This is a genomic window from Priestia filamentosa (assembly GCF_900177535.1).
GTDB lineage: Bacteria > Bacillota > Bacilli > Bacillales > Bacillaceae_H > Bacillus_I > Bacillus_I filamentosa.
Window position 1 is genome coordinate 99103 of record NZ_FXAJ01000003.1, and the last position, 25503, is coordinate 124605.

Annotated in this window: 28 protein-coding genes and 3 riboswitches; of the genes, 20 read left to right on the forward strand and 8 right to left on the reverse strand. The window is 36.9% G+C overall.

The features are described 5' to 3' along the window. The first annotated feature begins 91 nt into the window (after positions 1-91). Positions 92-967, forward strand: a complete 876-nt coding sequence (locus B9N79_RS13995; RefSeq protein WP_019392921.1) for an alpha/beta hydrolase family protein — start codon at positions 92-94, stop codon at positions 965-967. 23 nt (positions 968-990) lie between these two features. Here B9N79_RS13995 and B9N79_RS14000 read toward each other — a convergent pair whose 3' ends face one another. Then, complete coding sequence (locus B9N79_RS14000) at positions 991-1413, reverse strand: YkvA family protein (RefSeq protein ID WP_019392922.1); 423 nt, start codon at positions 1411-1413, stop codon at positions 991-993. Positions 1414-1604: 191 nt separating this feature from the next. Here B9N79_RS14000 and B9N79_RS26595 point away from each other — a divergent pair, with 191 nt between their 5' ends. From B9N79_RS26595 to B9N79_RS14025, 6 genes are all read left to right on the forward strand, one after another. Next, entirely contained in the window at positions 1605-1739 is a 135-nt protein-coding gene (locus B9N79_RS26595; RefSeq protein ID WP_239695483.1) for a DUF6254 family protein, read from the forward strand. Between the two features lie 125 nt (positions 1740-1864). After that, positions 1865-1908, forward strand: a riboswitch (PreQ1 riboswitch). Between the two features lie 154 nt (positions 1909-2062). Continuing rightward, entirely contained in the window at positions 2063-2755 is a 693-nt protein-coding gene (gene queC, locus B9N79_RS14005) for a 7-cyano-7-deazaguanine synthase QueC (protein ID WP_046216757.1), read from the forward strand. Further along, positions 2721-3164, forward strand: a complete 444-nt coding sequence (queD, locus tag B9N79_RS14010) for a 6-carboxytetrahydropterin synthase QueD (RefSeq protein WP_019392925.1) — start codon at positions 2721-2723, stop codon at positions 3162-3164. The genes queC and queD overlap by 35 nt, the downstream gene beginning before the upstream one ends. Further along, the gene (queE, locus tag B9N79_RS14015; protein WP_019392926.1) at positions 3154-3885 is read left to right on the forward strand and encodes a 7-carboxy-7-deazaguanine synthase QueE; all 732 of its coding nucleotides are present in this window, start codon (positions 3154-3156) and stop codon (positions 3883-3885) included. Before queD ends, queE begins: the two co-directional genes overlap by 11 nt. 96 nt (positions 3886-3981) lie before the next feature. Further along, positions 3982-4479, forward strand: a complete 498-nt coding sequence (gene queF / locus B9N79_RS14020; RefSeq protein ID WP_019392927.1) for a preQ(1) synthase — start codon at positions 3982-3984, stop codon at positions 4477-4479. 73 nt (positions 4480-4552) lie between these two features. Further along, a complete protein-coding gene (locus B9N79_RS14025; RefSeq protein ID WP_019392928.1) occupies positions 4553-5251 on the forward strand; it encodes an NAD-dependent epimerase/dehydratase family protein in 699 nt (232 codons plus the stop codon). Positions 5252-5497: 246 nt separating this feature from the next. Here the strand turns inward: B9N79_RS14025 and B9N79_RS14030 are convergent, their stop codons facing one another. Further along, a complete protein-coding gene (locus B9N79_RS14030) occupies positions 5498-5683 on the reverse strand; it encodes a YkvS family protein (protein WP_019392930.1) in 186 nt (61 codons plus the stop codon). Between the two features lie 285 nt (positions 5684-5968). Between B9N79_RS14030 and B9N79_RS14035 the strand changes: the two genes are divergently transcribed. The 4 genes from B9N79_RS14035 (at position 5969) to B9N79_RS14050 (ending at position 8428) form a co-directional block, all read left to right on the forward strand. Further along, positions 5969-6778 carry an EcsC family protein gene (locus B9N79_RS14035; RefSeq protein ID WP_040058289.1) on the forward strand — a complete coding sequence of 270 codons (810 nt, stop codon included), beginning with the start codon at positions 5969-5971 and terminating at the stop codon, positions 6776-6778. A 20-nt stretch (positions 6779-6798) separates the two neighbouring features. Continuing rightward, positions 6799-6993 (forward strand): hypothetical protein, encoded by a 195-nt coding sequence (locus B9N79_RS14040; protein WP_040058288.1) that lies wholly within the window; start codon positions 6799-6801, stop codon positions 6991-6993. A gap of 66 nt (positions 6994-7059) precedes the next feature. After that, positions 7060-7374: a hypothetical protein gene (locus B9N79_RS14045; RefSeq protein ID WP_019392933.1), complete on the forward strand. Its 315-nt coding sequence runs from the start codon at positions 7060-7062 to the stop codon at positions 7372-7374. Positions 7375-7564: 190 nt separating this feature from the next. Then, a complete protein-coding gene (locus B9N79_RS14050; RefSeq protein ID WP_019392934.1) occupies positions 7565-8428 on the forward strand; it encodes a cell wall hydrolase in 864 nt (287 codons plus the stop codon). A gap of 44 nt (positions 8429-8472) precedes the next feature. Here the strand turns inward: B9N79_RS14050 and B9N79_RS14055 are convergent, their stop codons facing one another. After that, positions 8473-8841 (reverse strand): YueI family protein, encoded by a 369-nt coding sequence (locus tag B9N79_RS14055; RefSeq protein ID WP_019392935.1) that lies wholly within the window; start codon positions 8839-8841, stop codon positions 8473-8475. Between the two features lie 56 nt (positions 8842-8897). Then, on the reverse strand, positions 8898-9965 hold the full coding sequence (locus B9N79_RS14060; RefSeq protein ID WP_048896714.1) for an iron-containing alcohol dehydrogenase family protein: 1068 nt from the start codon (positions 9963-9965) through the stop codon (positions 8898-8900). Between the two features lie 195 nt (positions 9966-10160). Between B9N79_RS14060 and B9N79_RS14065 the strand changes: the two genes are divergently transcribed. Beyond that, positions 10161-11606 carry a bifunctional metallophosphatase/5'-nucleotidase gene (locus B9N79_RS14065; RefSeq protein WP_048896715.1) on the forward strand — a complete coding sequence of 482 codons (1446 nt, stop codon included), beginning with the start codon at positions 10161-10163 and terminating at the stop codon, positions 11604-11606. Positions 11607-11640: 34 nt separating this feature from the next. Here B9N79_RS14065 and B9N79_RS14070 read toward each other — a convergent pair whose 3' ends face one another. After that, on the reverse strand, positions 11641-12417 hold the full coding sequence (locus B9N79_RS14070; protein WP_019392938.1) for a 3-hydroxybutyrate dehydrogenase: 777 nt from the start codon (positions 12415-12417) through the stop codon (positions 11641-11643). A gap of 268 nt (positions 12418-12685) precedes the next feature. On the opposite strand from B9N79_RS14070, the gene B9N79_RS14075 reads away from it, so the two are divergent. The 4 genes from B9N79_RS14075 to B9N79_RS14090 all read left to right on the forward strand — a co-directional run bounded on the left by B9N79_RS14075 (position 12686) and on the right by B9N79_RS14090 (position 14930). After that, complete coding sequence (locus tag B9N79_RS14075) at positions 12686-12892, forward strand: hypothetical protein (RefSeq protein ID WP_420874882.1); 207 nt, start codon at positions 12686-12688, stop codon at positions 12890-12892. 134 nt (positions 12893-13026) lie between these two features. Continuing rightward, positions 13027-13233, forward strand: a complete 207-nt coding sequence (locus B9N79_RS14080) for a hypothetical protein (RefSeq protein ID WP_019392940.1) — start codon at positions 13027-13029, stop codon at positions 13231-13233. After that, entirely contained in the window at positions 13230-14549 is a 1320-nt protein-coding gene (locus B9N79_RS14085) for a short-chain fatty acid transporter (RefSeq protein ID WP_040058285.1), read from the forward strand. The genes B9N79_RS14080 and B9N79_RS14085 overlap by 4 nt, the downstream gene beginning before the upstream one ends. Before the next feature lie 120 nt (positions 14550-14669). Continuing rightward, positions 14670-14930, forward strand: a complete 261-nt coding sequence (locus B9N79_RS14090) for a hypothetical protein (protein ID WP_019392942.1) — start codon at positions 14670-14672, stop codon at positions 14928-14930. Between the two features lie 31 nt (positions 14931-14961). On the opposite strand, the gene B9N79_RS14095 is transcribed toward B9N79_RS14090, so the two are convergent. The 3 genes from B9N79_RS14095 to B9N79_RS14105 form a co-directional block, all read right to left on the reverse strand. Further along, complete coding sequence (locus B9N79_RS14095; protein WP_019392943.1) at positions 14962-15765, reverse strand: Cof-type HAD-IIB family hydrolase; 804 nt, start codon at positions 15763-15765, stop codon at positions 14962-14964. A 111-nt stretch (positions 15766-15876) separates the two neighbouring features. Continuing rightward, positions 15877-19320 carry a methionine synthase gene (gene metH / locus B9N79_RS14100; protein ID WP_046216759.1) on the reverse strand — a complete coding sequence of 1148 codons (3444 nt, stop codon included), beginning with the start codon at positions 19318-19320 and terminating at the stop codon, positions 15877-15879. Next, complete coding sequence (locus B9N79_RS14105; RefSeq protein WP_019392945.1) at positions 19321-21159, reverse strand: bifunctional homocysteine S-methyltransferase/methylenetetrahydrofolate reductase; 1839 nt, start codon at positions 21157-21159, stop codon at positions 19321-19323. Positions 21160-21237: 78 nt separating this feature from the next. Beyond that, a riboswitch (SAM riboswitch) is annotated at positions 21238-21344 on the reverse strand. Between the two features lie 309 nt (positions 21345-21653). Then, positions 21654-21804, forward strand: a riboswitch (FMN riboswitch). Between the two features lie 180 nt (positions 21805-21984). Here B9N79_RS14105 and ribD point away from each other — a divergent pair. From ribD to ribH, 4 genes are read left to right on the forward strand one after another with little or no spacing between them, the layout of a single operon-like run. Then, positions 21985-23067, forward strand: a complete 1083-nt coding sequence (gene ribD, locus B9N79_RS14110) for a bifunctional diaminohydroxyphosphoribosylaminopyrimidine deaminase/5-amino-6-(5-phosphoribosylamino)uracil reductase RibD (protein ID WP_046216760.1) — start codon at positions 21985-21987, stop codon at positions 23065-23067. A gap of 1 nt (position 23068) precedes the next feature. Then, positions 23069-23713, forward strand: a complete 645-nt coding sequence (gene ribE, locus B9N79_RS14115) for a riboflavin synthase (protein WP_026009602.1) — start codon at positions 23069-23071, stop codon at positions 23711-23713. Positions 23714-23728: 15 nt separating this feature from the next. Beyond that, on the forward strand, positions 23729-24922 hold the full coding sequence (locus tag B9N79_RS14120) for a bifunctional 3,4-dihydroxy-2-butanone-4-phosphate synthase/GTP cyclohydrolase II (RefSeq protein ID WP_019392948.1): 1194 nt from the start codon (positions 23729-23731) through the stop codon (positions 24920-24922). Positions 24923-24942: 20 nt separating this feature from the next. Further along, entirely contained in the window at positions 24943-25410 is a 468-nt protein-coding gene (gene ribH, locus B9N79_RS14125) for a 6,7-dimethyl-8-ribityllumazine synthase (protein ID WP_019392949.1), read from the forward strand. Positions 25411-25503 lie beyond the last annotated feature (93 nt).

A 25503-nucleotide genomic window follows, 5' to 3' on the forward strand; every position in this document is an offset into this window, starting at 1 on the left:
TTTGTAAAAAGTTTCACTTTATTACCAACTATAAAATCATCATTGTTAAGCACATACTATAAACACCATTTTGAGCATAGGAGAGAAGAACATGAAAAAAGCAATCCTACTACTTGTAGGAGTTGTCATCTGTAGCTTTTTGCTTTTTGTTGGAACAAGAGGAGAGGGAAGCAATGATATTCAACGTAAAATTCACGTTTCCTCTTCATATCAAAATAGCGTTGATACGTATGAACTAACATATCCTAGCGATGAGCTGAAAATCAAAGGATATTTGCTAAAGCCAAAAGGAACGGAAGGAAAGTGGCCTATTCTTGTATATAATAGAGGCGGTCATGGTCATTATAGCCAAATTAATGAGGAAAGGTTAGCTTACCTCGCCTCATGGGCAAGTAGAGGATATGTTGTAATTGCAAGTCAATATCGTGGCAACGGTGGAAGTGAAGGAACCGAAACATATGGAGGACAAGATATTCATGATGTTATAAATCTTTTAAATTATGCTGAAGGTCTTCCATATACGGATGAAAATCACAAAGTTGCGCTTGGATATTCAAGAGGCGGTATGATGACATATCTTTTAATGAAGAATAATATAAAGTTTGATGCAGTCGTTGTTAAATCAGGCATTACAGATATGTTTCAGTTTTATGATCAGCGCGGTCCTAAAATGAAAGAAGTATTAGATCAAATTGTTGGTCCCCCCCAAGAAAGCAAAGATGCTTATAGATCTCGCTCTGTTGTATATTGGCCTGACAAAGTGAATTCTCCACTGTTGCTTTTGCATGGAACAAATGACAAGCTTGTTCACTATACACAAGCAGAGAAGCTTGTGAAGAAGTTACAAGATGAGAGCAAGGAAGTGAAGCTTGTTATTTACCCAAATGGAGATCATCCATTAAGTCAATATGAAAAAGAAACAGATGCAGAGATTCAAAACTGGTTTCAAGCTCATTTAAAAAAATAAGCTACTTTTACAGTAGCTTATTTTTATTTTGTAGAAGAAATAGTATCTTCCGGTAGCTCAAGAGGTCGCTTTTGACTTTGAAACCAGGCTTTGTACTGGTTAATATCTTTTTCAATTTGTTTCATTGCAAAACTGATGACAGCAAAATCATCTAAGACACCAATCAGAAATAAAAAATCTGGAACAAGGTCAATAGGAGACAGAACATAAAGAAGAGTGCCTGCTACAGTGAGTAATGTGCGTTTAGGGATATTAGGATAGTCTCCTTTAATCCAGTCCCTAAACATATTGATAAGCCATGTAAGCTCTTCTTTGCTTTGTTTGAAAGAACGTTTTTTTACTTTGTGAATAACTCCTGTTAAAAGAGACGCGCTACGCTTTTTATTTTTAACAAATGGAATAGCTTTTGACATATAGCGTGTTAACATTCTTTTGCCGATGCCCATAATTTCACCTTCTCTGCCGTAAGTAAATTGCATGTATGGATAAAAATCCTTTTCTTTACTATTTTACACTATGAGTTTCCTTCAAACCTTTTTTTGCAGGAAATCTTCCTTATTATATAAAAAGGAAGCGGATAAAATACGAGGAAAAGTGTAGTCTAATAAAGGAATGGATAGAGAAAGGAATGAGAAGTTTGACAAAGTCAAAGCATGAACAAGAGCGTCAATGGAATGTCCGAAAGCAAACTCAACAGCCACATGGGAAAGTGAAAACATTCGAAGAGCTTGCTTCAGAAACAAGTCCTTATCCAAACAAAAAGGAAAAATAATAGTATTGTAAAAAAGCTAACACATTTGTTAGCTTTTTTGATGAGATATAAATAAAAACCTGTCCTCAGTAAAAAAGATATGCTATAGTAGGATAGAAAAATATATTGAAAATCCATGCCCTTGCATGGGAGAGGTTCGCAAACTCCCTCGATAAAAAACTAAGCAACACGATAGCTCCGCTTTTTGAACAGGGGAAAGCTATGGTCTTTTTTCGGTTGCTCTAGTTATATTTAGGTATTTTTTTACAATGATAAGTGAAGCGAACTTTTTAAAAGTTCGCTTTTTTTGTGCATAAATTAAGTTTGTTAAGGAGTTGTTCGTGTTGAAAAATGAGAAAGCAGTTGTTGTATTTAGTGGTGGACAAGATAGCACAACGTGTCTATTTTGGGCACTTGAAAACTTTGAAGAAGTTGAGACGGTGACGTTTCATTATGGACAAAGACACAATAAAGAAATAGAAGTTGCGGAAGAAATTGCAAAAGATCTTGGTGTAGAAAATACAGTGCTTGATATGTCTTTATTAAATCAGCTTGCTCCAAATGCTCTTACGCGATCTGATATTGAAATAGAGGAGAAGGAAGGAGAGCTTCCAACAACGTTTGTGGACGGCCGAAACTTGCTCTTCTTATCATTTGCTTCGATTATGGCAAAAGGGAAGGGTGCGCGCCATCTTGTAACAGGGGTTTGTGAAACAGACTTCTCGGGATACCCAGATTGCCGAGATATTTTTGTTAAATCATTAAATGTTACGCTTAACTTATCAATGGATCATAACTTTGTAATTCATACGCCACTAATGTGGATTGATAAAAAAGATACGTGGAAATTAGCTGATGAGCTTGGTGCTCTCGATTATATTCGCTATAACACGCTTACATGTTATAACGGCATCAAAGCTGATGGCTGTGGAGAATGCCCAGCATGTAAACTAAGAAAAAATGGGCTTGATCAATACTTGGCTGAGAAAGAGGAGGAGAAAAATGCTACAGCAAATTTATCCGAGCGTCGCTCATGATTTTAGCTATGAACTAAACAAAGATATGCATTTTGCATCAGCTCACTTTGTTCCTCATGAAAGTGCAGGAGCATGTCAAAACATGCACGGTCACACGTACTTTGCTAACGTGACTATCGCAGGTGACGAGCTTGATGAAACAGGATTTTTAGTAAATTTTCAAAGTTTGAAAAAACTTGTGGCAAAAGAGTTTGATCATACGTTGTTAAATGATCATGAAGCATTTGATGACCGTGATCCTAACTTCTTTCCGACAACAGAGGTTGTTGCACGTACAATTTATGAGCGCATTCAAAAGCATTTAGATACATTAGAAAACAAACCAGTTTGTTTGCAAGTCTTCTTGCGAGAAACGCCAACAAGTTATGTTGTGTATCGTCCGAAAAGAGGGAAGAAAAGTGAGTCATAAAATTCCCGTCTTAGAAATATTCGGTCCAACCATTCAAGGGGAAGGAATGGTCGTTGGGCGTAAGACTATGTTTGTGCGTACAGCAGGTTGTGATTACTCCTGCGCTTGGTGCGATTCCTCTTTTACATGGGACGGTTCTGCAAAAGAAGATATTAAAATGATGGAGGCTTCAGAAATTTTACAGAAGTTGTTTGACATAGGTGGAGAGCACTTTAATCATGTAACAATCTCTGGAGGGAATCCAGCGCTCTTAAAACATTTAGATGAACTTATTGACCTTCTTTCACAAAAAGGAATTGAAACAGGTCTTGAAACACAAGGAAGTCGCTATCAAGACTGGTTTTTGAAAATCAATGATCTAACAATCTCTCCAAAACCTCCAAGTTCTAAGATGAAACCAAACTTGGAAGTTCTTGATGAAGTGATGGAGCGACTTAAACAAGGAGAACGTCTTAACCATGTAAGTTTGAAAGTGGTTGTTTTTAATGATGAAGACTTTGAATTTGCGGAAGCTATTCACAGTCGCTATCCCGACGTTTCTTTTTATTTGCAGGTTGGAAACGATGATGTGACAACAGCAAATGATGAGGACTTACTGAACAATCTTCTCGTAAAGTATGAGTGGCTTATTGATAAAGCCGTGGGATCTAAAAAAATGAATCATGCCCGTGTTTTGCCTCAACTTCATACTCTTGTGTGGGGAAACAAGCGCGGTGTATAAAAGGAAAAAAATTTTTAATAAAAAATATGCACAGAACTATTCACAAAAATGAAAAACGCTGTTAGAATGACTAGCGTAGAAAGTGGGGAACGACAATTGACTGGTCGTAAAAATGAAGAACTTGAAGGTGTAACATTACTAGGAAATCAGGGAACAGAATATACTTTTCACTATTCTCCAGAAGTGCTGGAATCGTTTGATAATAAACATCCAAATCGCGATTATTTTGTAAAGTTTAACTGTCCTGAGTTTACAAGTCTTTGTCCTAAAACAAATCAACCAGATTTTGCTACAATTTATATTAGCTATATTCCAGATCAAAAGATGGTTGAAAGTAAATCATTAAAACTGTATTTATTTAGTTTCAGAAATCATGGAGATTTTCATGAAGACTGCATGAATATCATTATGAACGATTTAATCGAGCTTATGGATCCACGTTACATTGAAGTATGGGGGAAATTTACACCACGTGGTGGTATTTCAATTGACCCGTATGTAAACTATGGAAAACCAGGGACAAAATACGAACGTATTGCCGAACATCGTCTAATGAATCATGATCTTTATCCAGAGAAAATTGATAACCGTTAACGTATAAGTGACACTTTTCATAAGTGTCACTTAAGTATTCTCTAGGGAAAAATGGTATAAGAAGGTGAGAGCAGTGGAACAACGTTCAGCAGTGTTGCTTGGCGCTGAGGGTCTTATTGGAAAAGAGCTTTTGCACCTTTTATTAGACAACAAGCTGTATGAAAAAGTAACGGTATTTGTACAAAAAACATTACCTATTCAACATGAAAAACTTCGTCAAATCCGCACGAGTTTTGATGACTTAAAAGAGTATGAGAAGGAATTTGAAGTTGACCATGTTTTTTGCTGTATTGGATCAACAATGAAACAATCAGGGACAAAAGCACAGTTTTTAAAAGCGGATTATGAGTACCCTCTTGCTGCAGCAAAATGTGCAGAAAGTCAAAAGGCTCGAAGCTTTTTAGCAGTAACCTCAATAGGTGCTAATCTGCGCTCACCTTTTTTCTACATTAAAGTAAAAGGGCAGGCAGAGGAAGACATTTGTCAGCTTTATATTCGATCTACCCATTTTTTCCGTCCATCAGTTCTGATCGGAAAAAGAGAACGGATAGGATTATATGAGAAAACAATCTTTAGTTTAATGAGACTGTTCTCTTTTGCTTTTGTAGGAAAATATCGTAAATATAAACCAATTAAATGTGAAAATGTTGCAAAAGCAATGGTTGCAGCAGCATTAGTTGAACAAAATGGGGTTCATGTTCACGAAAGTGATGAAATTTTTAATGGCCATTGTAATGAAGTAGTGAACCAACAATCTGTACAACATATGTAAGCTAGAGCAAAAGCTCTAGCTTTTTTTCTTGCTTTTTGAAAAGGGCTTGGTTTATTATTGCGTTAAGGAAACTTTTTTTACCTCTGCCATATAATAGAGTAAAAAGGAGCGAAATACGGTGAACAAAGTTCAGAAATACGCTTATTTATTTTATAAAATCGGCATTTTAACAAAAGAGCAAAAGAAACAGGTTATAGATAAACACAGTAAAAAAACGCGGTAGAGACTCTACTGCGTTTTTTTAATCTATAGGGTTTCTTCAATAATTTGATAGTTTTTATGGTTCACAACGGTTTTATGTTCTAAATCTAATTCTCGAAAGTTGCTCATGTACGTAAGATCAACGATAACAGAGTTTTCGTTTACTTTTTCTACAATTCCTTTCAATCCATCCTTAAACTGAATAACGTTTCCAATCTCCGCAATCTTCATGCTCTCTCCCCTTTACAAAAGCGTTTTAATAACATTAACGATTACTGATTAAAAAAAGTTTCATTTTTTTGAAAATTACTTTTTTAAATATTTTGCCTTAAAAAACAAAATCAGTAAAGACATTTCTATAAAAATAGCACATTTGAACTGACATTGTAAGTAATTTGGGGTATAGTTTTGGTTAAGATAAAAAAGGGAAAGAAGCCCTATTTAAGTTGAAACTTTATCTCTGTTTTAAACGTATTATGATGAAAGCTGAAGTTTTTGAAAGTAAGGAGAGAGCGGATGGAAAATAGAGAAACACTTCAAGAGATGTTAAAAGAAATTGAAGAATGGGAAAAAGATCAAAAGGGCTTATGGTTTTGGGAACGTTTCAGCCGTATTCCTTTTAAAATTATAGATAAATTAACGCCTGCTTTTATTCAAAAGAAAATTGGTTCTTTGCTAGATGAGCTAGGAAGCTTTGTTCAAAGTGGAGGAAAGTATTTAACAAGTGAAAAGGGCGTACTAAAACGTTTGCGTGAGCAAAATAATGGAATTAATCCAGAAACAATAGAAGACATAGACAAAGTTCCTGTAGCTGTAATGAATGCTGTAAGTGAAAGCATTCAAAAAAACAGAGGGAATATGGCAACAGTTCAAGGAGCAACCACAGGTTTTGGGGGAGTATTTACCCTTGCTGTTGATATTCCTGCCTTGCTTGGGCTGTCACTTAAAACGCTTCAAGATATAGCAGTTTGCTATGGATATGATCCAAATGATAAAAAAGAGCGGGCTTTTATCGTAAAATGCCTGCAATTTTCTTCTGCTGATGTTGTTGGAAAAAAAGCTATTCTAGAGGATTTAGCTCTTTACCGTAACGGAGAATATGAATATGCTGCAATGGCTTCACAGCTGCAAGGATGGCGTGAGGTAGTCTACACGTATAGAGATAACTTTGGATGGAAGAAACTTTTTCAACTTGTCCCTATTGCAGGTGTTTTTTTTGGAGCATTTATTAATAAGTCAATGATGCAGGACGTTGCAGAAGCTGGTATAATGCTATATCAGAAGCGCCGTATTTTAGAGCGTATGAATAAGAAAGATGAGCTATAAGTATAAAAGAGGTGTTTTTAGTGGATAGAGAAGAAGCAAATGAGCAGCTTGACGCATTGAAAAAGGGAGAGATAGATGAACTTGTAGTTGAAAAAGAACATTTTCTCTTATTTCAACCTCTTCTTGTTCAAAGGGAAGACTTTAAACATTTTAGAGGAATTGCAAAGCAAGGTGGTAAAATTATTTATCACTATTTAGAAGCTCCACGCAGTTAGCACTGAAAAACTTTTCAGTGCCTTTTCTTATGCTAGACTTCTTGAGATATGAACGGAGGGAAGAGTATGAAAAATAAAACTCCATTTTATTTTGCAGACTACGTATGGAGAAACGAAAAAGGTCACATTACGTATGGCATGCTAATAACGAAGCGTCCTGAAGATAAAGGTCTTAAACGTCTGCATGAAATCTTGCAAGATGCTTTTATTCATCATAAAAAAGTAGCTATTAAGACAGTTTATGATAACAGAGAACAATCGCTTGATGGATATGTTATTCATCTTTCAAAAGAAGAAGATATATTTACATTTATGGATATAAACGGCTCTAAAATTGTCATTGATTTCTATGATGTTGTAGACATTTGTCTTCAAGATTAAAAAAATATATTGTATAAAGTCCCAGTTTTATTACAAATGAAACTGGGACTTTTTATTGTGTTTAAAGCTTTCTCGGTTTCTTTTGTAATAGTTTTTAAAGATTATGCAATAAACTTAATCTATTTTTTCAATGCATTGTAGAAAAAGCTGTGATAGATTTAGGAACATAGTTTTCTACAGGAGGGGCATCATGAAGAAAAAAAATATGAAAAAGTGGGCTGTTGTATCAGCAGCAATCGCATTCTTATTCGTTGGAAAAGGAACAGCTTCTGCTGCAACAAACCATCAAGTTCAAAAAGGGGATACCCTTTGGAAGCTTGGAGAAGATTATCATATTTCAATTGATGATATTAAAAAAGCGAATGATCGTCGAAATGACATTATTTATATTGGTGAGTCACTATTTATTCCAACAAATGATGATGACTTATATAAAATTAAAAAAGGCGATACATTATCTAGTATTGCAAAGAACTATGGAGTTTCCATTGAAGAGTTGCAACAAGCAAACAACCTAACAGGAAACTTGATTTATGCGCAAGCAATGCTTACAATTCCAAATAAAGAAACGGCACAGCCTGCTCAAACAAAAGAAGTTAAAGCAGCAGAAACAAATGTAGCTACACAGCCAAATACAGCTGAACAAACAAGTGCATCACCAGAAAATCAAGGACAAGCTCAAGCTGTTTCACCAGAAGAGCGTGACCTTTTAGAACGTGTTGTTGAGGCTGAAGCAAAAGGGGAGCCTTATGAAGGCAAAGTAGCAGTAGCAAACGTTGTATTAAACCGAGTGGCTTCAAGCGAGTTTCCGGATACAATTACAGAGGTTATTAATCAAAAGATTCCAGGGGGAAGCTATGCCTTCACACCTGTTCAAAACGGTTCAATTAACAATCCAGCTTCAGAAGAATCAAAGAAAGCCGTAAACGAAGCTATTACAAATCGTGCTCAAAAAGAAACGCTGTTTTTCTACAACCCGGATATTGCAACAAGTGATTGGTTAAAATCTCGTCCTGTTGTAGCGCGTATTGGTGATCATGTATTTATGAAATAATAATAAGTACTCTAGAGATTAAAAAGCAGGCAAAAGCCTGCTTTTTAATTTTGGATAAAAATATCTTTATCTTCACTTCCGTTGCTACCTGTCAAAACAAGACCAATATCTGTTTCACTATGATGATTTTGGACAATTGTAAAAGGTACATTCTCTTGATTAGCTATTTTAATATATTTAGACAGATGAGGATAGCTAATTTCTCCATTTAAATAAAGATGTCCATTTCGCACATTTTTAATGTTTGCTACTACTTGTTCGTAAGGAGATGTTCTCATAACCTGTCCTTTTTTCAAAGCAACTTCAATTCTTTCTCTTAGTGCTGTTAAATAATAGCGTCGTTCTTCAGGTTTTGTTTCTTTTACTCCGTACATTCCACGATCTAAATACTCTTCAATATTTTCTTTGGCCAAACCTTTCATCTCCCATTTCATCAACTTACTTATTAGTGTAACCGAATTTCATTCAATTATAAAACAGGTACACGCTCGTTTTGCTGAATATGATGAAGTAGGGCTTGAATACTGTCTGCTGCTTCCTGTTGAGTAAGCGATGGAAAAAGAACATGCACTCTTTTGTCCTGAGCAATGCAAGAAGCGAGCTTTTCTATCATTTCTATATTTTCTCCATACGGAAATTTAATTTGACGATAAAAAGGAAGAATGCGATCTATTTCATCCCAATTTTCTTCAAGAGCCAGCTGAATGAAAATCCCATAGGCCGCTTTTTCACCAAGTAACAGGGGCGAAGAAGCATTGAGGGAAATACTATTTTGAAAAAGCGTCGCTGTTTCGTGTTGAGAATTAAAACTTGAAGCTATTCCTCCGCCCATTATAATAATTTCAATTGTTTTAAGAAGAGATGGACTGAGTTTTACAGTGGCTAAATCAATAAGTGCCTGCTTACCGTGTGCAAGAAGTAATGTATGACTATTATGAGCAATTTGATGAGCGAGCTCCATTGCATACGTTTTGTTTTCTTCTTTAGCCATTAGAGCGTCTAATTCATACCACTTTGCAAGCGTATTGCTAATACCAGAGCGTAAATAGGCTACAGGAGAGTGAAGAATAATTCTTGGTTCAATCAAAACCATAAGCGTTTGTTTTGGATGAGAAAGAGCGCTATGAAACTGCCCGTCCTTGTACATAAGACTTTTTGGCGTCCAAGCCGAACATGTAGAAGCAAGCGTTGGTATGAGAATTACTTCACAATCAACCACATTCGCAACAGCCTTTCCAAGATCCAATACGTTGCCACCTCCAAGTGAAATAATAACGTCTGCTCCAAACTTTGCTGCTTTACTAGCGAGGCGATCTCGTTCTTTTATGCTGCATTTCTCTTCATAAGATACAAAAAGTGATTGAATGTAATGAAATTGAGGCAAGAAGGGCTGTGCAGCCTCAAGGCTTTTCTTGCCATGAATCCACAAGGCTTTTTTATAATTTAATGTACTAAGCCTTTCCTCAAGTGAAGACAGCACATCCTTTTGACACTCATAGTAATTAGGGCCACTGCGAACTTCCAGATTTTTTTGCATATATAATCCTCCTTCTCAAAGCCAAAAAAATATTTCCTCTTCGTTGATAAGAATAGCACCATATAGAATAGAACATTTTAAATGATGATAAAGCTTACCTTATTCAATGTCAATAATGGTTTTTGATATTTTAAAATATTCTCACATTCTTACAACAAGATAGTACTCAAACATTATGAGGGGGAGAAAGAAGTTATGCTAAAAAAATGTCTTTTTTCACTAATTTTATTTACATCTTTTCTAGGATGGAAAGACACTTATGGCACTGAAAAAGACAGCATTGTTATTTTACATACGAATGATATGCACGGACATGTGATAGAAGGAGTAAATGGTGAGCTCGGTTATGCGAAGATAGCTTATCTAATTAAAACAATGCGTGCTTCTTATCCATCTCTTATATTAGTTGATACAGGAGACGTTTTGCATGGGACGAACTTTGTTTCTTTATTTAAAGGTGAATCTGCTGTTATGATCATGAACAAGCTAAAATATGATGCAATGACGCCTGGAAATCATGATTTTAATTATGGCATGCATCTGCGCAAGTTAGAAAACATGATGAACTTCCCTATCTTAAATGCTAACATTACAAAAAAAGGAGAACCTATTTTTAAACCGTATATGATTAAGTCTGTAAAAAACAAAAAGATTGCTTTTATTGGAGTGACATCAACTGAAACAAAGACAGCTACAAGTTTTAGTAATACAAAAGGATTAGCTTTTAAAGATGAGAGAAAAACGGTACAACATATAGTGAATGATGTGAGTAAAAAGGCAGATGCCGTTGTCCTCCTTTCTCATAGTGGTATTACAAAGGATCGAGAGATAGGGGATTATGTAAAAGGTATTGATCTTATTATTGGAGGACATAGTCATACTTGTCTTGAAGACCTTGAAAAAAGACAGTATGCTGCAATTGCGCAAGCATGTGAACATGGAAAAGCGTTAGGAAAAGTTGAGCTAACTTTTAATGGAAAAACCCTTTCGTCTATACATGGGGAACTTTTAAAAAAGAAACATTGGGTTGAAAAAGATGAAAGTATAAATATCCTTATATCAAGGTACAACAAGAAAGTAGAAAAGCATTTTAATAAGAAAGTGGGATACTCTTCTTCAGCTTTTAAAGGAGAACGAAAAACGCTGCGTACAAAAGGAACGCCACTTGGTTATTATTTAGCTGATATTTTAAAGCAGCGTACAGGTGCAGATATCGGTTTCATTAATGGGGGAGCGATTAGAGATGGGTGGCCTCAAGGTGTGCTGACGCGAGGAGATATTTATAACGTTATCCCATTTGAAGATAGAATGGTCACGTTTCAAGCAGAAGGGGCTGATATAAAGAAGGCCCTTGAGAACGGCGTGTCACGCTATCCTAAAGAGCATGGCGGTTTTCTTCATGCGTCAGGATTATCCTTCGCTTTTAAGCCTGAGTATCCAAAAGGAAAACGAGTGAGAAATGTGAAAGTTGGAGGTATTCCCCTTCAAGAAAAAGAAAGCTATCTTATTTCCACAACCTCATTTCTTGCCAACGGAGGAGATGGCATTTTTACAGGAACGAAAAAAATTCACGATAAAGGCGCTCTTCAAGAGGAAATTATTGATTACTTATCAAGTCAAGTAAGAAGTAGAAATAAATAAAAAACACAGTGAGACGTCTCACTGTGTTTTTTATTTATTGAGCCGTATATCCACCATCAAGAAGAACAGCTTGCCCTGTTACTCCTTTTGCTTTTTCACTTGCTAAAAAGAGAGCATAGTCTGCAATTTCTTCTACAGAGAGCAATCGTTTCTGTGGAACGAGTGGGTAAATAACTTGTTCAAGTACTTGTTCAAGTGCAACATTACGCGTTGAGGCGAGATCTTTAAGCTGATTACGCACAAGTGGAGTATCAACATATCCAGGGCAGAGAGCATTTACCGTTACCCCATGTTCAGCTCCTTCAAGTGCAGCTACTTTTGTAAGACCAATAACTCCATGTTTTGCACTATTGTAAGCAGATTTCCCAGAAAATCCGATAACGCCATTAATAGAAGCCATATTAATGATACGGCCGTTTTTTTGTGTTTTCATAATAGGCAATGCATGTTTAATAGCTATAAATGGGGCCGTTAGCATAATTTTAATAAGAAGTTCAAACCGCTCTGTTGGAAAGTCTTCAAGAGGAGAAACATATTGCATACCTGCATTATTAATAAGCACGTCAAGGGATCCAAAATGTCTAACTGTTTCATTTATTGTGTTTTGAATGTCTGTTTCTTTTGTAACATCACACTTTAATCCGATTGCTTCTAATCCTTTTTCTTGTAAGGAAGCAGCTGCATTTTTGACTCCATCTTCGTTAATATCTGTTAATGCTACTTTACTTCCGTTTTTTGCGAAATGTTCAGCCATCTGAAAGCCAATTCCCTGTGCAGCTCCTGTAATATAAACAACTTTATTTTCTACCATTGTTATGCCCCCTATATTTTTGGTAGCGCTGTCATTTTATATCTCTGCGCATATTGAAAAGCATTTAAAACCATTTAAAACCATTTAAAACCATTTCCTTAAACCCATTATAGTTTTATTTTACCAGAAAATTCTTAAAATAAAAGCGTATGCTCTCTGCTTTTGCTTAATAACTTCTAAAGAAAAGTCTCTTCCCTTAGGGTAAATGCCTACGCAACTATGTACATTTGTCATATGTTGAAGTGTAATCAGTTTTTTAAGGGAGGAAATAATGATGTATCATCACATTTCACCACATGATGTTCGTCGTCCATATGGCCGCCGACCATTTGGCCGTCCTTTCAGTTATGGATTTGGCTATGGATTTGGAGGTCCTTTTATTGGAGGAGTACTTGGGGGAGTTTTAGGAAGTGCACTTATAGGTCGTCCCTACTATTACCCGCCATATCCTTATCCGTATTATCCATATTACTAAGATGAGAGCAGCTTTTAAAAGCTGCTTTTTATTTTTAATACATTTATAAAAGGTATTTATAAATGTATGTGGAAAAAAGATACATATCGTAAGTTTCGAAAAGATCGGAATTTAGAAAGGGGAGGGGCTTGGAAGTGAAAAAGTATCTAATTTTTATCTATAGTATAATGTTAGCTTGTGGCGCAGTATGGTCTACTTTTTTGACTTTTAATCTTCAAATTATTGAATATGCCATTCCTTTCAGTTTACTTTCTTTTGGAGCCGTTTTGCTTTGTACAACAAGTTTTCTTTATCTCGGGGCAGAAAATGAAAATATTGTTTATAGGGAGGGAGAAAAATGAGGGTACTTGTTTCTTTATCAAACAGGCTTATGCAAAGATACTTACCAGATCCTTTAATTTTTGTTTTTCTACTTACTTTTCTTGTCTTTGGATGTGCTATTATTTTCACTCCAACAACAGCTACGCAACTTTTTAATTACTGGGGTGAAGGGTTTTGGGGACTTTTGTCGTTTACAATGCAAATGGTTCTTGTTTTATTAACAGGACATGTACTAGCAAGCAGTCACCTTTTTAAAGTTTGGTTAGGAGCCCTTGCAAGTATTCCAAAGAGTCCTGGTAAAGCTATCATTTTAGTTACGTTTATATCAATGCTTGCAAGTTTTATTAACTGGGGATTTGGGCTTGTTATTGGCGCTCTGTTTGCCAAGGAAGTTGCTAAAAAGATAGAAAATGTTGATTATCGCCTTCTTATTGCAAGTGCCTATAGTGGATTTGTAATTTGGCATGGAGGGTTATCTGGATCCATCCCTTTAACAATTTCAACCCCAGGTCACTTTTCAGAAGAATTAATAGGAATCGTTTCAACAAGTGATACCATTTTTTCTACGTATAATTTAGTTATCGTCATTGCATTATTTATAATCATTCCTGCTACAAATCGCTTCTTAATGCCTTCTCGAAAAGACACTATCACAATTGATCCAAAACTTTTAGAAGAACGAGCTTCTTTTGAAGCAGCTTCAATCGAAGAACAGACACCAGCAACTAAGCTTGAAAATAGTCGATTCATCTCTTTAATAATAGGTGGGACAGGACTTGTTTTTTTAGGAATATATGTAGGTGAAAATGGCCTTGAACTTAATTTAGATATTGTGAATTTTCTCTTTCTCTTTCTTGGTATCCTTTTTCATGGGACACCAAAAAAGTTTTTGAATGCGGTTACAGAGGCTGTGAAAGGAACAGGCGGAATTATTGTTCAATTTCCTTTTTATGCAGGATTAATGGGAGTTATGCAGTCCTCTGGGTTAGCGACAGCTGTTTCAGAAGCATTTGTGTCGATTTCAACTGAATCTACTTTTTTTGTTTTCACATTCTGGAGCGCCGGACTTGTGAATTTATTTATTCCATCAGGTGGAGGGCAATGGGCTATACAAGCTCCAATTATGCTAGAAGCAGCAGAAAACTTGGGTGTCTCACTTCCGAAGACAGCGATGTCTGTTGCTTGGGGAGATGCGTGGACAAATATGATTCAACCATTTTGGGCTCTTCCTGCCTTAGCTATCGCTGGTTTGAAGGCAAGAGATATTATGGGATTTTGCGTATTTATTCTTCTTGTAAGTGGAGCAGTTATTTCATTGGGGCTTTTCTTCCTATAGGTATTAATTGGTATGTTTTAAGAAAAATAGGAATAATATAAAATAGTAAAAGGATATCAATCAATACTGTGGAATATGAACAATAGAAGAGCAGTTCAAAGTTGGAAGGAGTGAAGCACTGTGGAAGAAAGAGTAAAATTAATTCGTATACGAGAGCTTGCATACGAGATTTTACACTGCCGTTTACAAGATCAAACTGCTTATCGTCAGCAAGATTTGCAGGAAGTAGTAGAGCTTCTTGCAAGAGTTGTGGTTGATTTGACGAACACGCAGTTAAGGGAAGATGCAGATCCGCCAACATCTTTAAAAGCAACTGTTTCGAAAACACGAATGGCTTATAATACAATGATGGTAAAGCAAAGGGATGTAAAAGTACAGTAAAAAAGACGTGTTCAAAACACGTCTTTTTTGCTTATTTTACGCTTGTTTTTGCATTGTAGTCTAAGATGTATTGAGCAACATCTTTTACAGAAGAAACGACATGAGTAGTGAGTTTTTGAACCTCAGGTTCTCCACCTTTCATCGCAAAACTATGCGGAGTGATGTTAAACATGGGAATATCATTAAAAGAGTCACCAACACAGGCAATTTCTTCTTCTTTTAAATTTAAGTGGGAGAGAAGAATGCGTAGTGAATGTCCTTTGCTAATATTCTTAGGCATAATATCTAAACATCCTGGAGCTGAGACGTAGCAATCCACTTCATTGGAAAACTGCTCAATGATGGCTTTTTCAATAGCAAAAATCTCGTCAGGAAAGCTAATGACAGAAATTTTAGAAGGAAAAAGTGATTGACCAAACTCACGGCTCATGTTCGGTTCTTTCTCAATAGGGAAGAAGAGAAATTTTTGAATCTCCGCTAGCGCTTCATGATCTTGTTCAACAAAATTTGTATGATTTGAGCAAACAAGCGTAATTGTTTCAGGATTTTTAACTGTATTATAAACGTTTCTCGCAATTTCTTCGGAAAATACTTTTTCATAAAGTGTTTCACGCTCGCGTGTTATAACATATGCTCCATTTTGACTTATTTGATGAAAATCACCTTGAAGCATAAGAGCCACCTTAGCCATTTCATTATCCATTCGACCAGACGCAAGGCAAATATCAACTCCGCTTTCTTTTAAGTCCTTAATTGCCTTTAAATCAGCAGGCGTTACTTTTTTCTCGGCGCTTAATAGTGTTCCATCTAAATCACTTACAAGTAGCTTAATCAATCTATTGTGTCTCTCCTTTTCCAACCAATAGGTTTTGTTGTCTATATTGTAGCAATGTTTTTTTTAGGATGCACATAAAAAGAGCTAAGCAGTTATGCTTAGCTCTTTTTATTATAGTACGTTAAAGTAGCGTGCTTGTGGATGAGAGAAAACGAGCGCTGTTACAGATGCTTCAGGCTCCATCATAAATCCGTCTGTTAATTGAATTCCAATCTCTTCTGGTTGTAGCAATTTAAAAAGCTTTTCTTGATCTTCTAGATTTGGACATGCAGGATAGCCAAATGAAAAGCGTTGACCTTGGTATTTAGCTGTGAAACGTTCCTGCATTGTAAAGTCAGGAGAATCTGGAAAACCCCATTGATCACGAATTTGTTGGTGCATACGTTCTGCAAGGCCCTCAGCTGTTTCAAGAGCAAGAGCTTGAAGCGCGTGGCTTTTTAAGAAATCTCCGTTATCTTTAAACGTTTTTGAAAGCTCTCTTACACCTTTCCCCGCCGTTACAGCAAACATACATACATAATCCATAATGCCAGATTCTTTTGGTTTTAAGTAATCTGCTAAACAAAGGAACGGTTCTTTTTGCTGACGAGGAAACGTAAAACGCTCAATCTCTGTTTTTTCATCAGAATCATAAATAACAACATCATCTCCATCAGATTGAGCAGGAAAGAATTGATATGTGGCAGATGGTTTAATAAGGTTTTCTTGTTTAGAAAGAGTCATTAAATCATCGATCATTTCTTTCATTCCAACTACTTTTTCATCTTTTTCAGCAAGAAGACGAGAAATTTTCCCCTTTACTCCAAGGTGATGACCAAGGAGCATTTGCAAGTTAATATAAGGCTCGACCATTGCAAGGCTATAGTTTTTGATAACATGCTTTTTTAAATCATTTGGTATATAAACAGGAGCATCTGTTGAGATATTTGAGCGTTTTGGAACAACGATTTCTGTCTTAACAGCTGTAGCAGGTTTTTCTAAAAGGGCAACAGCACTCTCTTTTTGTCTACGCTCTTCAATCATTTCACCCATTTTTTCTTCATCGCGCAGTGAATTTGCAAGAGACAATCCTTCCATTGCATCTTTTGCATATAACACAAGCCCGTTATATTCCGCAGAAATCTTTTGATCCGTAAATCGACGAGAAAGGGCAGCTCCTCCAACTAAAATCGGAACCGAAATTTTAGCTTGGGTCAAGTCTTGAGCTGTGATCACCATTTGTTGAGCCGATTTCACAAGAAGTCCTGATAATCCAACGATATCTGGCTTTTCATCGTTGATTGCCTTAATTAAATCTTGCGGAGTGACTTTAATACCGAGGTCTACTACGCGAAAACCATTATTGCTTAAAATAATATCCACTAAATTTTTTCCAATATCGTGCACATCACCTTTTACAGTAGCTAAGATGACTTTTCCTTTTCCTGTATCATCTTCTTTCTTTTCCATATATGGCTCAAGATGAGCAACAGAAGCTTTCATAACTTCTGCACTTTGCAGAACTTCTGCTACAATAAGCTGATTTAAATTGAAAAGACGTCCAACTTCGCTCATGCCGTCCATAAGTGGTCCGTTAATAATATCGAGCGGATCATCAAACTTTTGTAAAGCTTGATCAAGATCTGGAATTAGTCCTTCTTTTGTTCCTTCAATAACGTAACTTGCAAGGCGCTCTTCAAGTGTTAATGTACTAGCATCAACTTTTTTCTCTTTTTTCTTGCCGCGATAAAATTCAGTAAACGTTTGAAGGGTTTCATCATTGGTTTTGAAAAGAAGATTATCTGCTAGCTTGATCTCTTCTTCTGGAATAGAGGCGAAGCGCTCTAGTTTTTCTGTATTTACAATTGCATAGTCAAGTCCTGCCTGTGTGCAGTGATAGAGAAAGACAGCATTTAGAATTTCACGTCCAACAGGAGGCAAACCAAACGAAACGTTACTAACACCAAGCATTGTAAGACAGCGTGGAAAATGCTGCTTAATGAGACGAATTCCTTCTACTGTTGCTTCTGCTGATCCAATATATTGTTCATCCCCTGTTCCAACAGGGAAGACGAGTGGATCAAAAATAATATCATCAGGTTTAATGCCATACTTTGTTGTGAGTAACTCGTAAGATCGCTTAGCAATTTCAAGCTTGCGCTGTGCTGTTACGCCCATTCCAACTTCATCAATTGTCCCGACAACAATTGCTCCTCCATATTTATGAAGAAGGGGAGTGATTGCTTCAAAGCGTTCTTCCCCATCCTCTAAATTGATGGAGTTAATAATTGCTTTACCTTGAGAATACTTTAGCGCACGTTCAATGACTGCTTCATCTGTTGAGTCAATCACAAGAGGGACTTTTACTTTCTTCACAACTTCCTGAATAAAAGTCTCCATGTCTTCCATTTCATCACGGTCAGGATCTGCCAAGCAAATGTCAATGACATGAGCGCCATTTTTAACTTGAGCACGAGCAACTTCAGAAGCTTCTTCAAATTTTCCTTCAGCAATAAGGCGTTTGAATTTGCGAGAGCCAATTACGTTTGTTCGTTCCCCAACAAAAAGAGGTCTCATCGTGTCTTCGTACACAAAAGATTCAATTCCTGACACAGCATGAGCGTGATCTTTTTCAGGGAGAGAACGAGGAGGAATCTGTTCAACAGTTTCCCGAAGAGCTTTAATATGAGCAGGAGTTGTTCCACAGCATCCTCCAACAAGGTTTAACCAACCTTTTTCAGCAAAACCGCCAATTTTTTTAGCTAAAAGTTCAGGAGATTCATGATATTGTCCTTCTTCATCAGGAAGTCCTGCATTTGGATAACAGCTTACTGCGGTTGTAGCAAGCCCTGATAGAGAGCGAATATGATCTGTCATAAACTCAGGACCTGTTGCACAGTTTAATCCAACAGAAATAGGTTTCATATGCTCAAGAGAAAGGTAGAAAGATTCAATATCCTGCCCAGCAAGCGTTGTGCCCATTGGTTCAATCGTACCTGATACCATAAGCGGCACTTCTTTATTAAAATGTTCAAAAGCTTTCTGAATGCCGAGGAACCCTGCTTTTACATTCAGCATATCTTGACATGTTTCAAGTAAAAGTAGGTCAACGCCACCTGTTAGAAGGCCTTTCGCTTGTTCAAAATAATCTTCAACAAGAGCATCAAACGTTGTTCCACCTGTTACAGAAAGAGTTTTTGTTGTAGGCCCCATTGCACCTGCCACATAGCGGGGCCAGTCAGGGGATGAATATTTATCACAAGCAGCGCGTGCAAGTTTTGCTGAAGCAACATTAAGCTCAAAAGCAAGCGAGCCAAGATCATATTCATCTAGAACAAGGGCTGTTCCCCCAAACGTATTTGTTTCAATAATATCTGCTCCAGCTTCTAAATATTGCTCATGAATAGATTGAATGAGTTCTGGTTTTGTTTTAGATAAATACTCATTACAACCTTCATATTCTTCGCCACCAAAATCATCTGCTGTTAAGTTGGCATTTTGAATCATTGTTCCCATCGCGCCATCAACAATTAGAATGCGTTTCTGTAATTGTTCTGTGATGTTTGTGAAAGCCATTTAAATCTTCCTTTCTATTGAAACAAGTTCTTTTGCTTTAATATAGTTAGCGAGCTCAACTGTCATCTCATAGCGCATAAACGGAGTGATTAAATACAAGCCGTTGAAAAGCTCATATGCTCTATCAATGAGCTCTTTTGCAAGTAGAATTCCTTCTTTAGCACTTTGTTCTTTATCGTGTTCAATTTTCTCCATACGGGTTAGAATATTTTCTGACAGTTTAATGCCAGGAACTTCATGATGTAAGAAACGAGCATTTTTAGCACCTGTAAGCGGCATAATACCGATATAGATAGGAGCTTTTAAACTTTTAGTTGCTTCATAGACATCTTCAAGCTGCTCAATTGAATAAATAGGCTGAGAGATAAAGTAATCTGCTCCACAATCAACTTTTTTCTCAAGGCGTTGCACGGCTCTGTCAAGGTGGCGGACATTAGGGTTGAAAGCTCCTGCAATTGAAAAGTTTGTTTTTTGGCCAAGAGGTTTACCTGAAAATGAAACTCCCTCATTGAACTGTTTAATAAGGCGAATCAAATCAAAAGAAGAGAGATCATATACAGATGTAGCACCAGGGAAATCTCCAATCTTTGATGGATCGCCTGTTAGAGCAAGAACCTGATTGAATCCTAGCGTATGCATGCCCATTAAGTGTGACTGAAGACCAATCAAGTTATGATCTCGACACGTTAAATGAATAAGTGGGCGCGTTTTTAGCTGATCTTTTAAAAGTGAAGCCATCGCTAGGTTACTAATACGTGGACTTGCTAGAGAGTTATCCGCAAGTGTTAATGCATCAATCCCAGCTGCTTGAAGAGCATGAGCTCCCTTTAGAAATTTATCAACTCCAAGCTTTTTAGGTGGATCAAGTTCAACAATAATAGAGTGCTTTTCTTGTACAATTTCATGAAGATGGGGTTGTGCCTGAATCTCTTGACTAAGAACCTCAATTGGTGGAGCTTCCTTTACGGTTTTTTCTGTAATCGGTACAGCATTTTTGAGCGCTTTTGCCATTGCTTCAATATGGGAAGGTGTTGTTCCGCAGCATCCGCCAAGTAATCGAACTCCTTGGTCTTTAAACGCAAGAGCTGTTTTGTAGAAATAGTCTGGATCTGTTTCATAAATAAGGCGACCATCAACATATTGAGGTAAACTAGCATTTGGATATGCTGATAGAAAACTTTTATCTAAAAGAGGAACTTCCTCTAAAATTTCAAGCATATGATAAGGACCTTGACGACAGTTTGTACCTACAACATCTGCTCCGAGTTCTTCTAATATTTTTAAAGCTTTCACAATAGGGGTGCCGTCTTGAAGAACTCCTTTTTCATGGAGAGAGACGTTTGTCACGATAGGTTTATCTGTCTCATGACGTGCGATTTCTAAAACGGTTTTCAGCTCTTCCAAGTCATAAAATGTTTCAAAAAGAAGTCCGTCAACATCCTCAGACAAAAGCCAAAAAAGCTGTTCTCTAAAGCTTCTTTTAATTTCTTCAAGAGAAATAATACTTTTTTGGAACGATCGAATTCCGCCAATTGTACCTAGAACGTATCCAGAATCTCCAACTGCTTTTTTTGCGAGACGAACTCCTTCAATGTTGATGTCCTTTACTTTTTCTTCCGCTCCATATCTTTTAAGCTTCGGGAAATTTGCTCCATATGTATTTGTTTGAATAACAGAAGCACCTGCTTTTTGATATGCTTTGTGAATGTTAAAAATATCTTCTGGCTTTGTAATGTTTAATTCTTCAAAACAGTTATCAATTCCGTGAGCATGAAGCAGTGTGCCCATTGCCCCATCCCCAATTAGAATTTTCGACTGCAAATCCTCAAGTAAACCCATCTTCATCTCCCCCTTTTAGTGAATATCACTTTCCTAATAAAAAAAGCCTTCTTTATGAAAAGAAGACTTATAGTTGTCTTCTTATCTTCTAAGCAAATATGCTTACTGGATTTAGCACCTTGTTACAAACGTAACTGGTTGCTGAAGTTTCATAGGGCCAGTCCCTCCACTTCTCGTGATAAGAAATATTTATATACATATTAATTTGGATAATTTTTAAATATACTAATAATAACTTTTACTTTTCCTTGGAAAGTGTATCTGATTTTTGAAATTATACAATAATTTCTGAACATTTTAAACCCTTTTTTTAAAATTCTCTTTTTTAAGGGCAAATATACTCTAAAAAAGCTGAAGGGATAAATTTGGATATTGAACTTTATTTTAGGAAGAATGTTCGGATTTAAAAGGGAAAGAATCAGAAAGTACAAGAAAAGAAGCAAAAAGTTATGACTTTTGTGAGAACCTCTGCTATAATAAAGTCAAATTTCATAGTTATCCTTCGGGGTCAGGTGAAAATCCTAACCGGCGGTGGTGAATAATGATTGTATTCTAAGCCCGCGACCCGCATGTCTTTACTGAGATGCGGTTGATCAAGTTTGAATCTTGAGCCGACAGTTAAAGTCTGGATGGGAGAAGGATCAGGTGCGACACTATCAGTTTGTGTTTTTTTAAACGTGCATAACGTTTTTTAAGCATACACATGATAGTCTGTTTTCGCTTATTTTCATTTTGTCAATATACTGATTCAGCATCTCTACCCCTTTAGGACGCATTCCTAAAGGGGTTTTTACGTATAAAGGGGTTCGTAATGGAGGGGGAAAAGTGAACGATCAAGCATATATGAAACTTGCTATACAAATGGCAAGTGCGACAATAGGACAAACTAAACCGAATCCAGCAGTTGGAGCTGTTGTTGTAAAAGATGGAGCAATCGTTGGAATGGGTGCACATTTAAAAGCAGGTGAACCACATGCTGAAGTTCATGCTTTAAATATGGCAGGAGACAAAGCTTATGGTGCGACAATTTATGTCACTCTTGAACCTTGTAGCCATTATGGGAAAACACCTCCATGTGCAGAGCTTATTATCCAAAAAGGCATTAAGCGCGCTGTTGTTGCATCTCTTGATTCAAATCCGCTTGTAGGTGGAAGAGGGATGGAAATGATGAAAAAGGCAGGCATCGAAGTGAAAGTCGGCGTTCTTGAAAAAGAGGCCAAAGCACTTAATCCTTTTTTTCTTCATTTTATGAGAGAAAAGCGTCCCTTTGTGACATTAAAGGCTGCCATGAGTTTGGATGGTAAAATTGCAACAAAAACTGGAGAAAGCAAGTGGATCACAGGTGAACAAGCAAGACTTGATGGTCATCGTCTTCGGCATTCTCATGATGGAATTCTAGTTGGAGCAAATACAGTGATAGCTGATAATCCATTGTTGACAACAAGAATTATGGGCCATGCGCGTCACCCAATTCGTATTGTGCTAGACACCACCCTTAAAATTTCACCTGAGGCTAAGATTTTTCAAGATGATTCTGCTGAAACGTGGATTATTACAGGAAATGTTGGAGAAGAGAAGAAAGCTCCTTTTGTTAAAGAGCATGTTTCTATTTTTTCACTCCAGCAGCCTCAAAATATAGAGCATATTTTAGAACTTTTAGCAGCAAAAGGAGTTCAGTCCCTGTTAGTTGAAGGAGGAGCAACTGTTCATGGAGCTTTTTTACAGAGCAGACTTTTTGATGAAGTAGTTTCCTACGTTGCCCCTATTTTAATAGGTGGGAAAGATGCTCCAAGTGCATTTGGTGGAGCTGGTTTTTCTACAATGGCTGAAACGCAGCATCTTGAGATTATAGAAACAAGTGTATTAGGTGAAGACCTTAAAATTGTCTCTAGAAAGAAAGGGAAATAATATGTTCACAGGGATTATAGAAGAAATAGGAGAAATTGAACGAGTTGAAAAAAAGACAGATGCCATTATTTTTTCAATTCGAGCAAAAGAAATTTTAAAAGATGTAAATCTTGGTGATAGCATTTCAGTAAATGGAGTTTGTTTAACTGTCACAAGCTTTACAAAAGATCGATTTACTGTCGATGTTATGCCAGAAACGATTAAAGCAACAAACTTAAAGGACTTCAAGCAAGGAGTGAAAGTAAATTTAGAAAGAGCAATGGCAGCGAACGGGCGATTTGGAGGACATTTTGTTTCAGGCCATATTGATGGTACAGGAGAAATTATTGAAGTAACGCCAAAAGGCAATGCAATTTATTACCGTATTCATCTTTCAGAGAATTTAACTCGTTCCCTGTTATTAAAAGGCTCTGTTGCTCTCGATGGAACAAGCTTAACTATTTTTGGGCTTGAGCGGGATGAACTAGTTGTTTCACTTATTCCGCATACAACGGATTATACGATTTTAGGAGCTAAAAAACGAGGGGACACCGTTAATATTGAGTGCGATATGATTGGAAAATATCTTCATAAGTTTGTTCATAAAGAAGAAGCAAAACCAGAGGATAAGCTAAGCTATGAGTTTCTGAAAAATCATGGATTTTAAAAAAGAGGTGTCAAAATGTTTAACAAAATTGAAGAGGCATTAGAAGATTTAAAAAAAGGAAAAGTCGTTATTGTATGTGATGACGAGGACCGGGAAAATGAAGGAGACTTTATTGTTCTAGGAGAGCATGCTACACCTGAAAATGTTAATCTAATGGCTGTGCATGGGCGTGGACTTATTTGTACGCCGCTGTCAGAAAAGCGTGCTGAGGAGCTTGAGCTTTCACCAATGGTTTCTCAAAATACAGATTCCCATGGAACAGCATTTACAGTCAGCATTGATCATAAATCAACAACAACAGGTATTAGTGCTTTTGAACGCTCTGAAACAATTCAAGCTCTCTTAGATAAAGAGGCTAAGCCAGCTGATTTTCGTCGACCTGGTCATGTTTTCCCTTTAATTGCTAAAGAGGGAGGCGTTCTTCGCAGAGCAGGTCATACTGAAGCTGCTGTTGATTTGGCAAAGCTTTGCGGATCTCAAGAAGTAGCTGTAATCTGTGAAGTAATGAAGGAAGACGGCACCATGGCGCGTGTCCCTGACTTAATAGAGCTTGCAAAAAAACTGGATGTAAAGCTTATTACAATCAAGGAACTGATTGCATACCGTCGTAAGCATGATAAACTTGTGAAACGAGAAGTGCAAATTGAACTTCCAACGTCATTTGGTCACTTTAAGGTATTTGGATATTCTAATTCTGTGGACGATCGTGAACATATCGCTCTTGTAAAAGGAGATATAAATAAAGGAGATGTCCCGCTTGTCCGTGTTCACTCTGAATGTTTGACAGGAGATGTGTTTGGTTCACATCGCTGCGATTGTGGACCACAGCTTCATGCAGCTCTTTCTCAAATTGAGAAATCAGGAAAAGGTGTTCTTCTTTATATGCGTCAAGAAGGACGTGGCATTGGACTCTTAAATAAACTAAAAGCGTACAAGCTTCAAGAAGAGGGATATGACACAGTTGAAGCAAATGAAAAACTAGGTTTCGGAGCGGACTTGCGTGAATATGGATTAGGAGCTCAAATTCTTCGTGATTTAGGAATTGAAAAGATGCAACTTTTAACAAATAACCCAAGAAAAATTGCTGGGTTAAAAGGATATGGTTTAGACGTTGTCGAGCGTGTCCCGCTTGAAATGCCTGTCTTAAAAGACAATGAACACTATCTTCATACAAAAGTTGAGAAATTAGGACATTTACTACACTTTTAAAAGGAAAGAGGAGAAAAGAAATGGCAAAAACATTTGAAGGACATTTAGTAGGAACAGGATTAAAAGTAGGAATCGTTGTAGGGCGTTTTAATGAATTTATTACAGGCAAACTTCTAGGTGGAGCAGAAGATGGATTGAAACGTCATGGAGTGGACCCTGATGATATTGATATCGCTTGGGTACCAGGCGCATTTGAAATCCCGCTTGTAGCAAAAAAACTAGCAGCATCTAAGAAATATGATGCGGTTATTACTCTTGGTACTGTAATCCGTGGATCAACACCACACTTTGATTATGTATGCAATGAAGTAGCTAAAGGTGTATCTGCTCAAAGTCTTGAAACAGGCGTTCCAGTTATATTTGGAGTTTTAACAACGGAAACAATCGAACAAGCAGTTGAGCGTGCAGGAACAAAAGCAGGAAACAAGGGATGGGACGCAGCCATTTCGGCTATTGAAATGGCAAATCTTCTAAAAGGTATTGAATAATTCATTACTTCTCCAAAGAGAGCGCTAAAGATCTTCTTTAGCGCTCTTTTTCGTATATCTTTTAGACGTTGATACATGCTAAAAAGTGTCGGA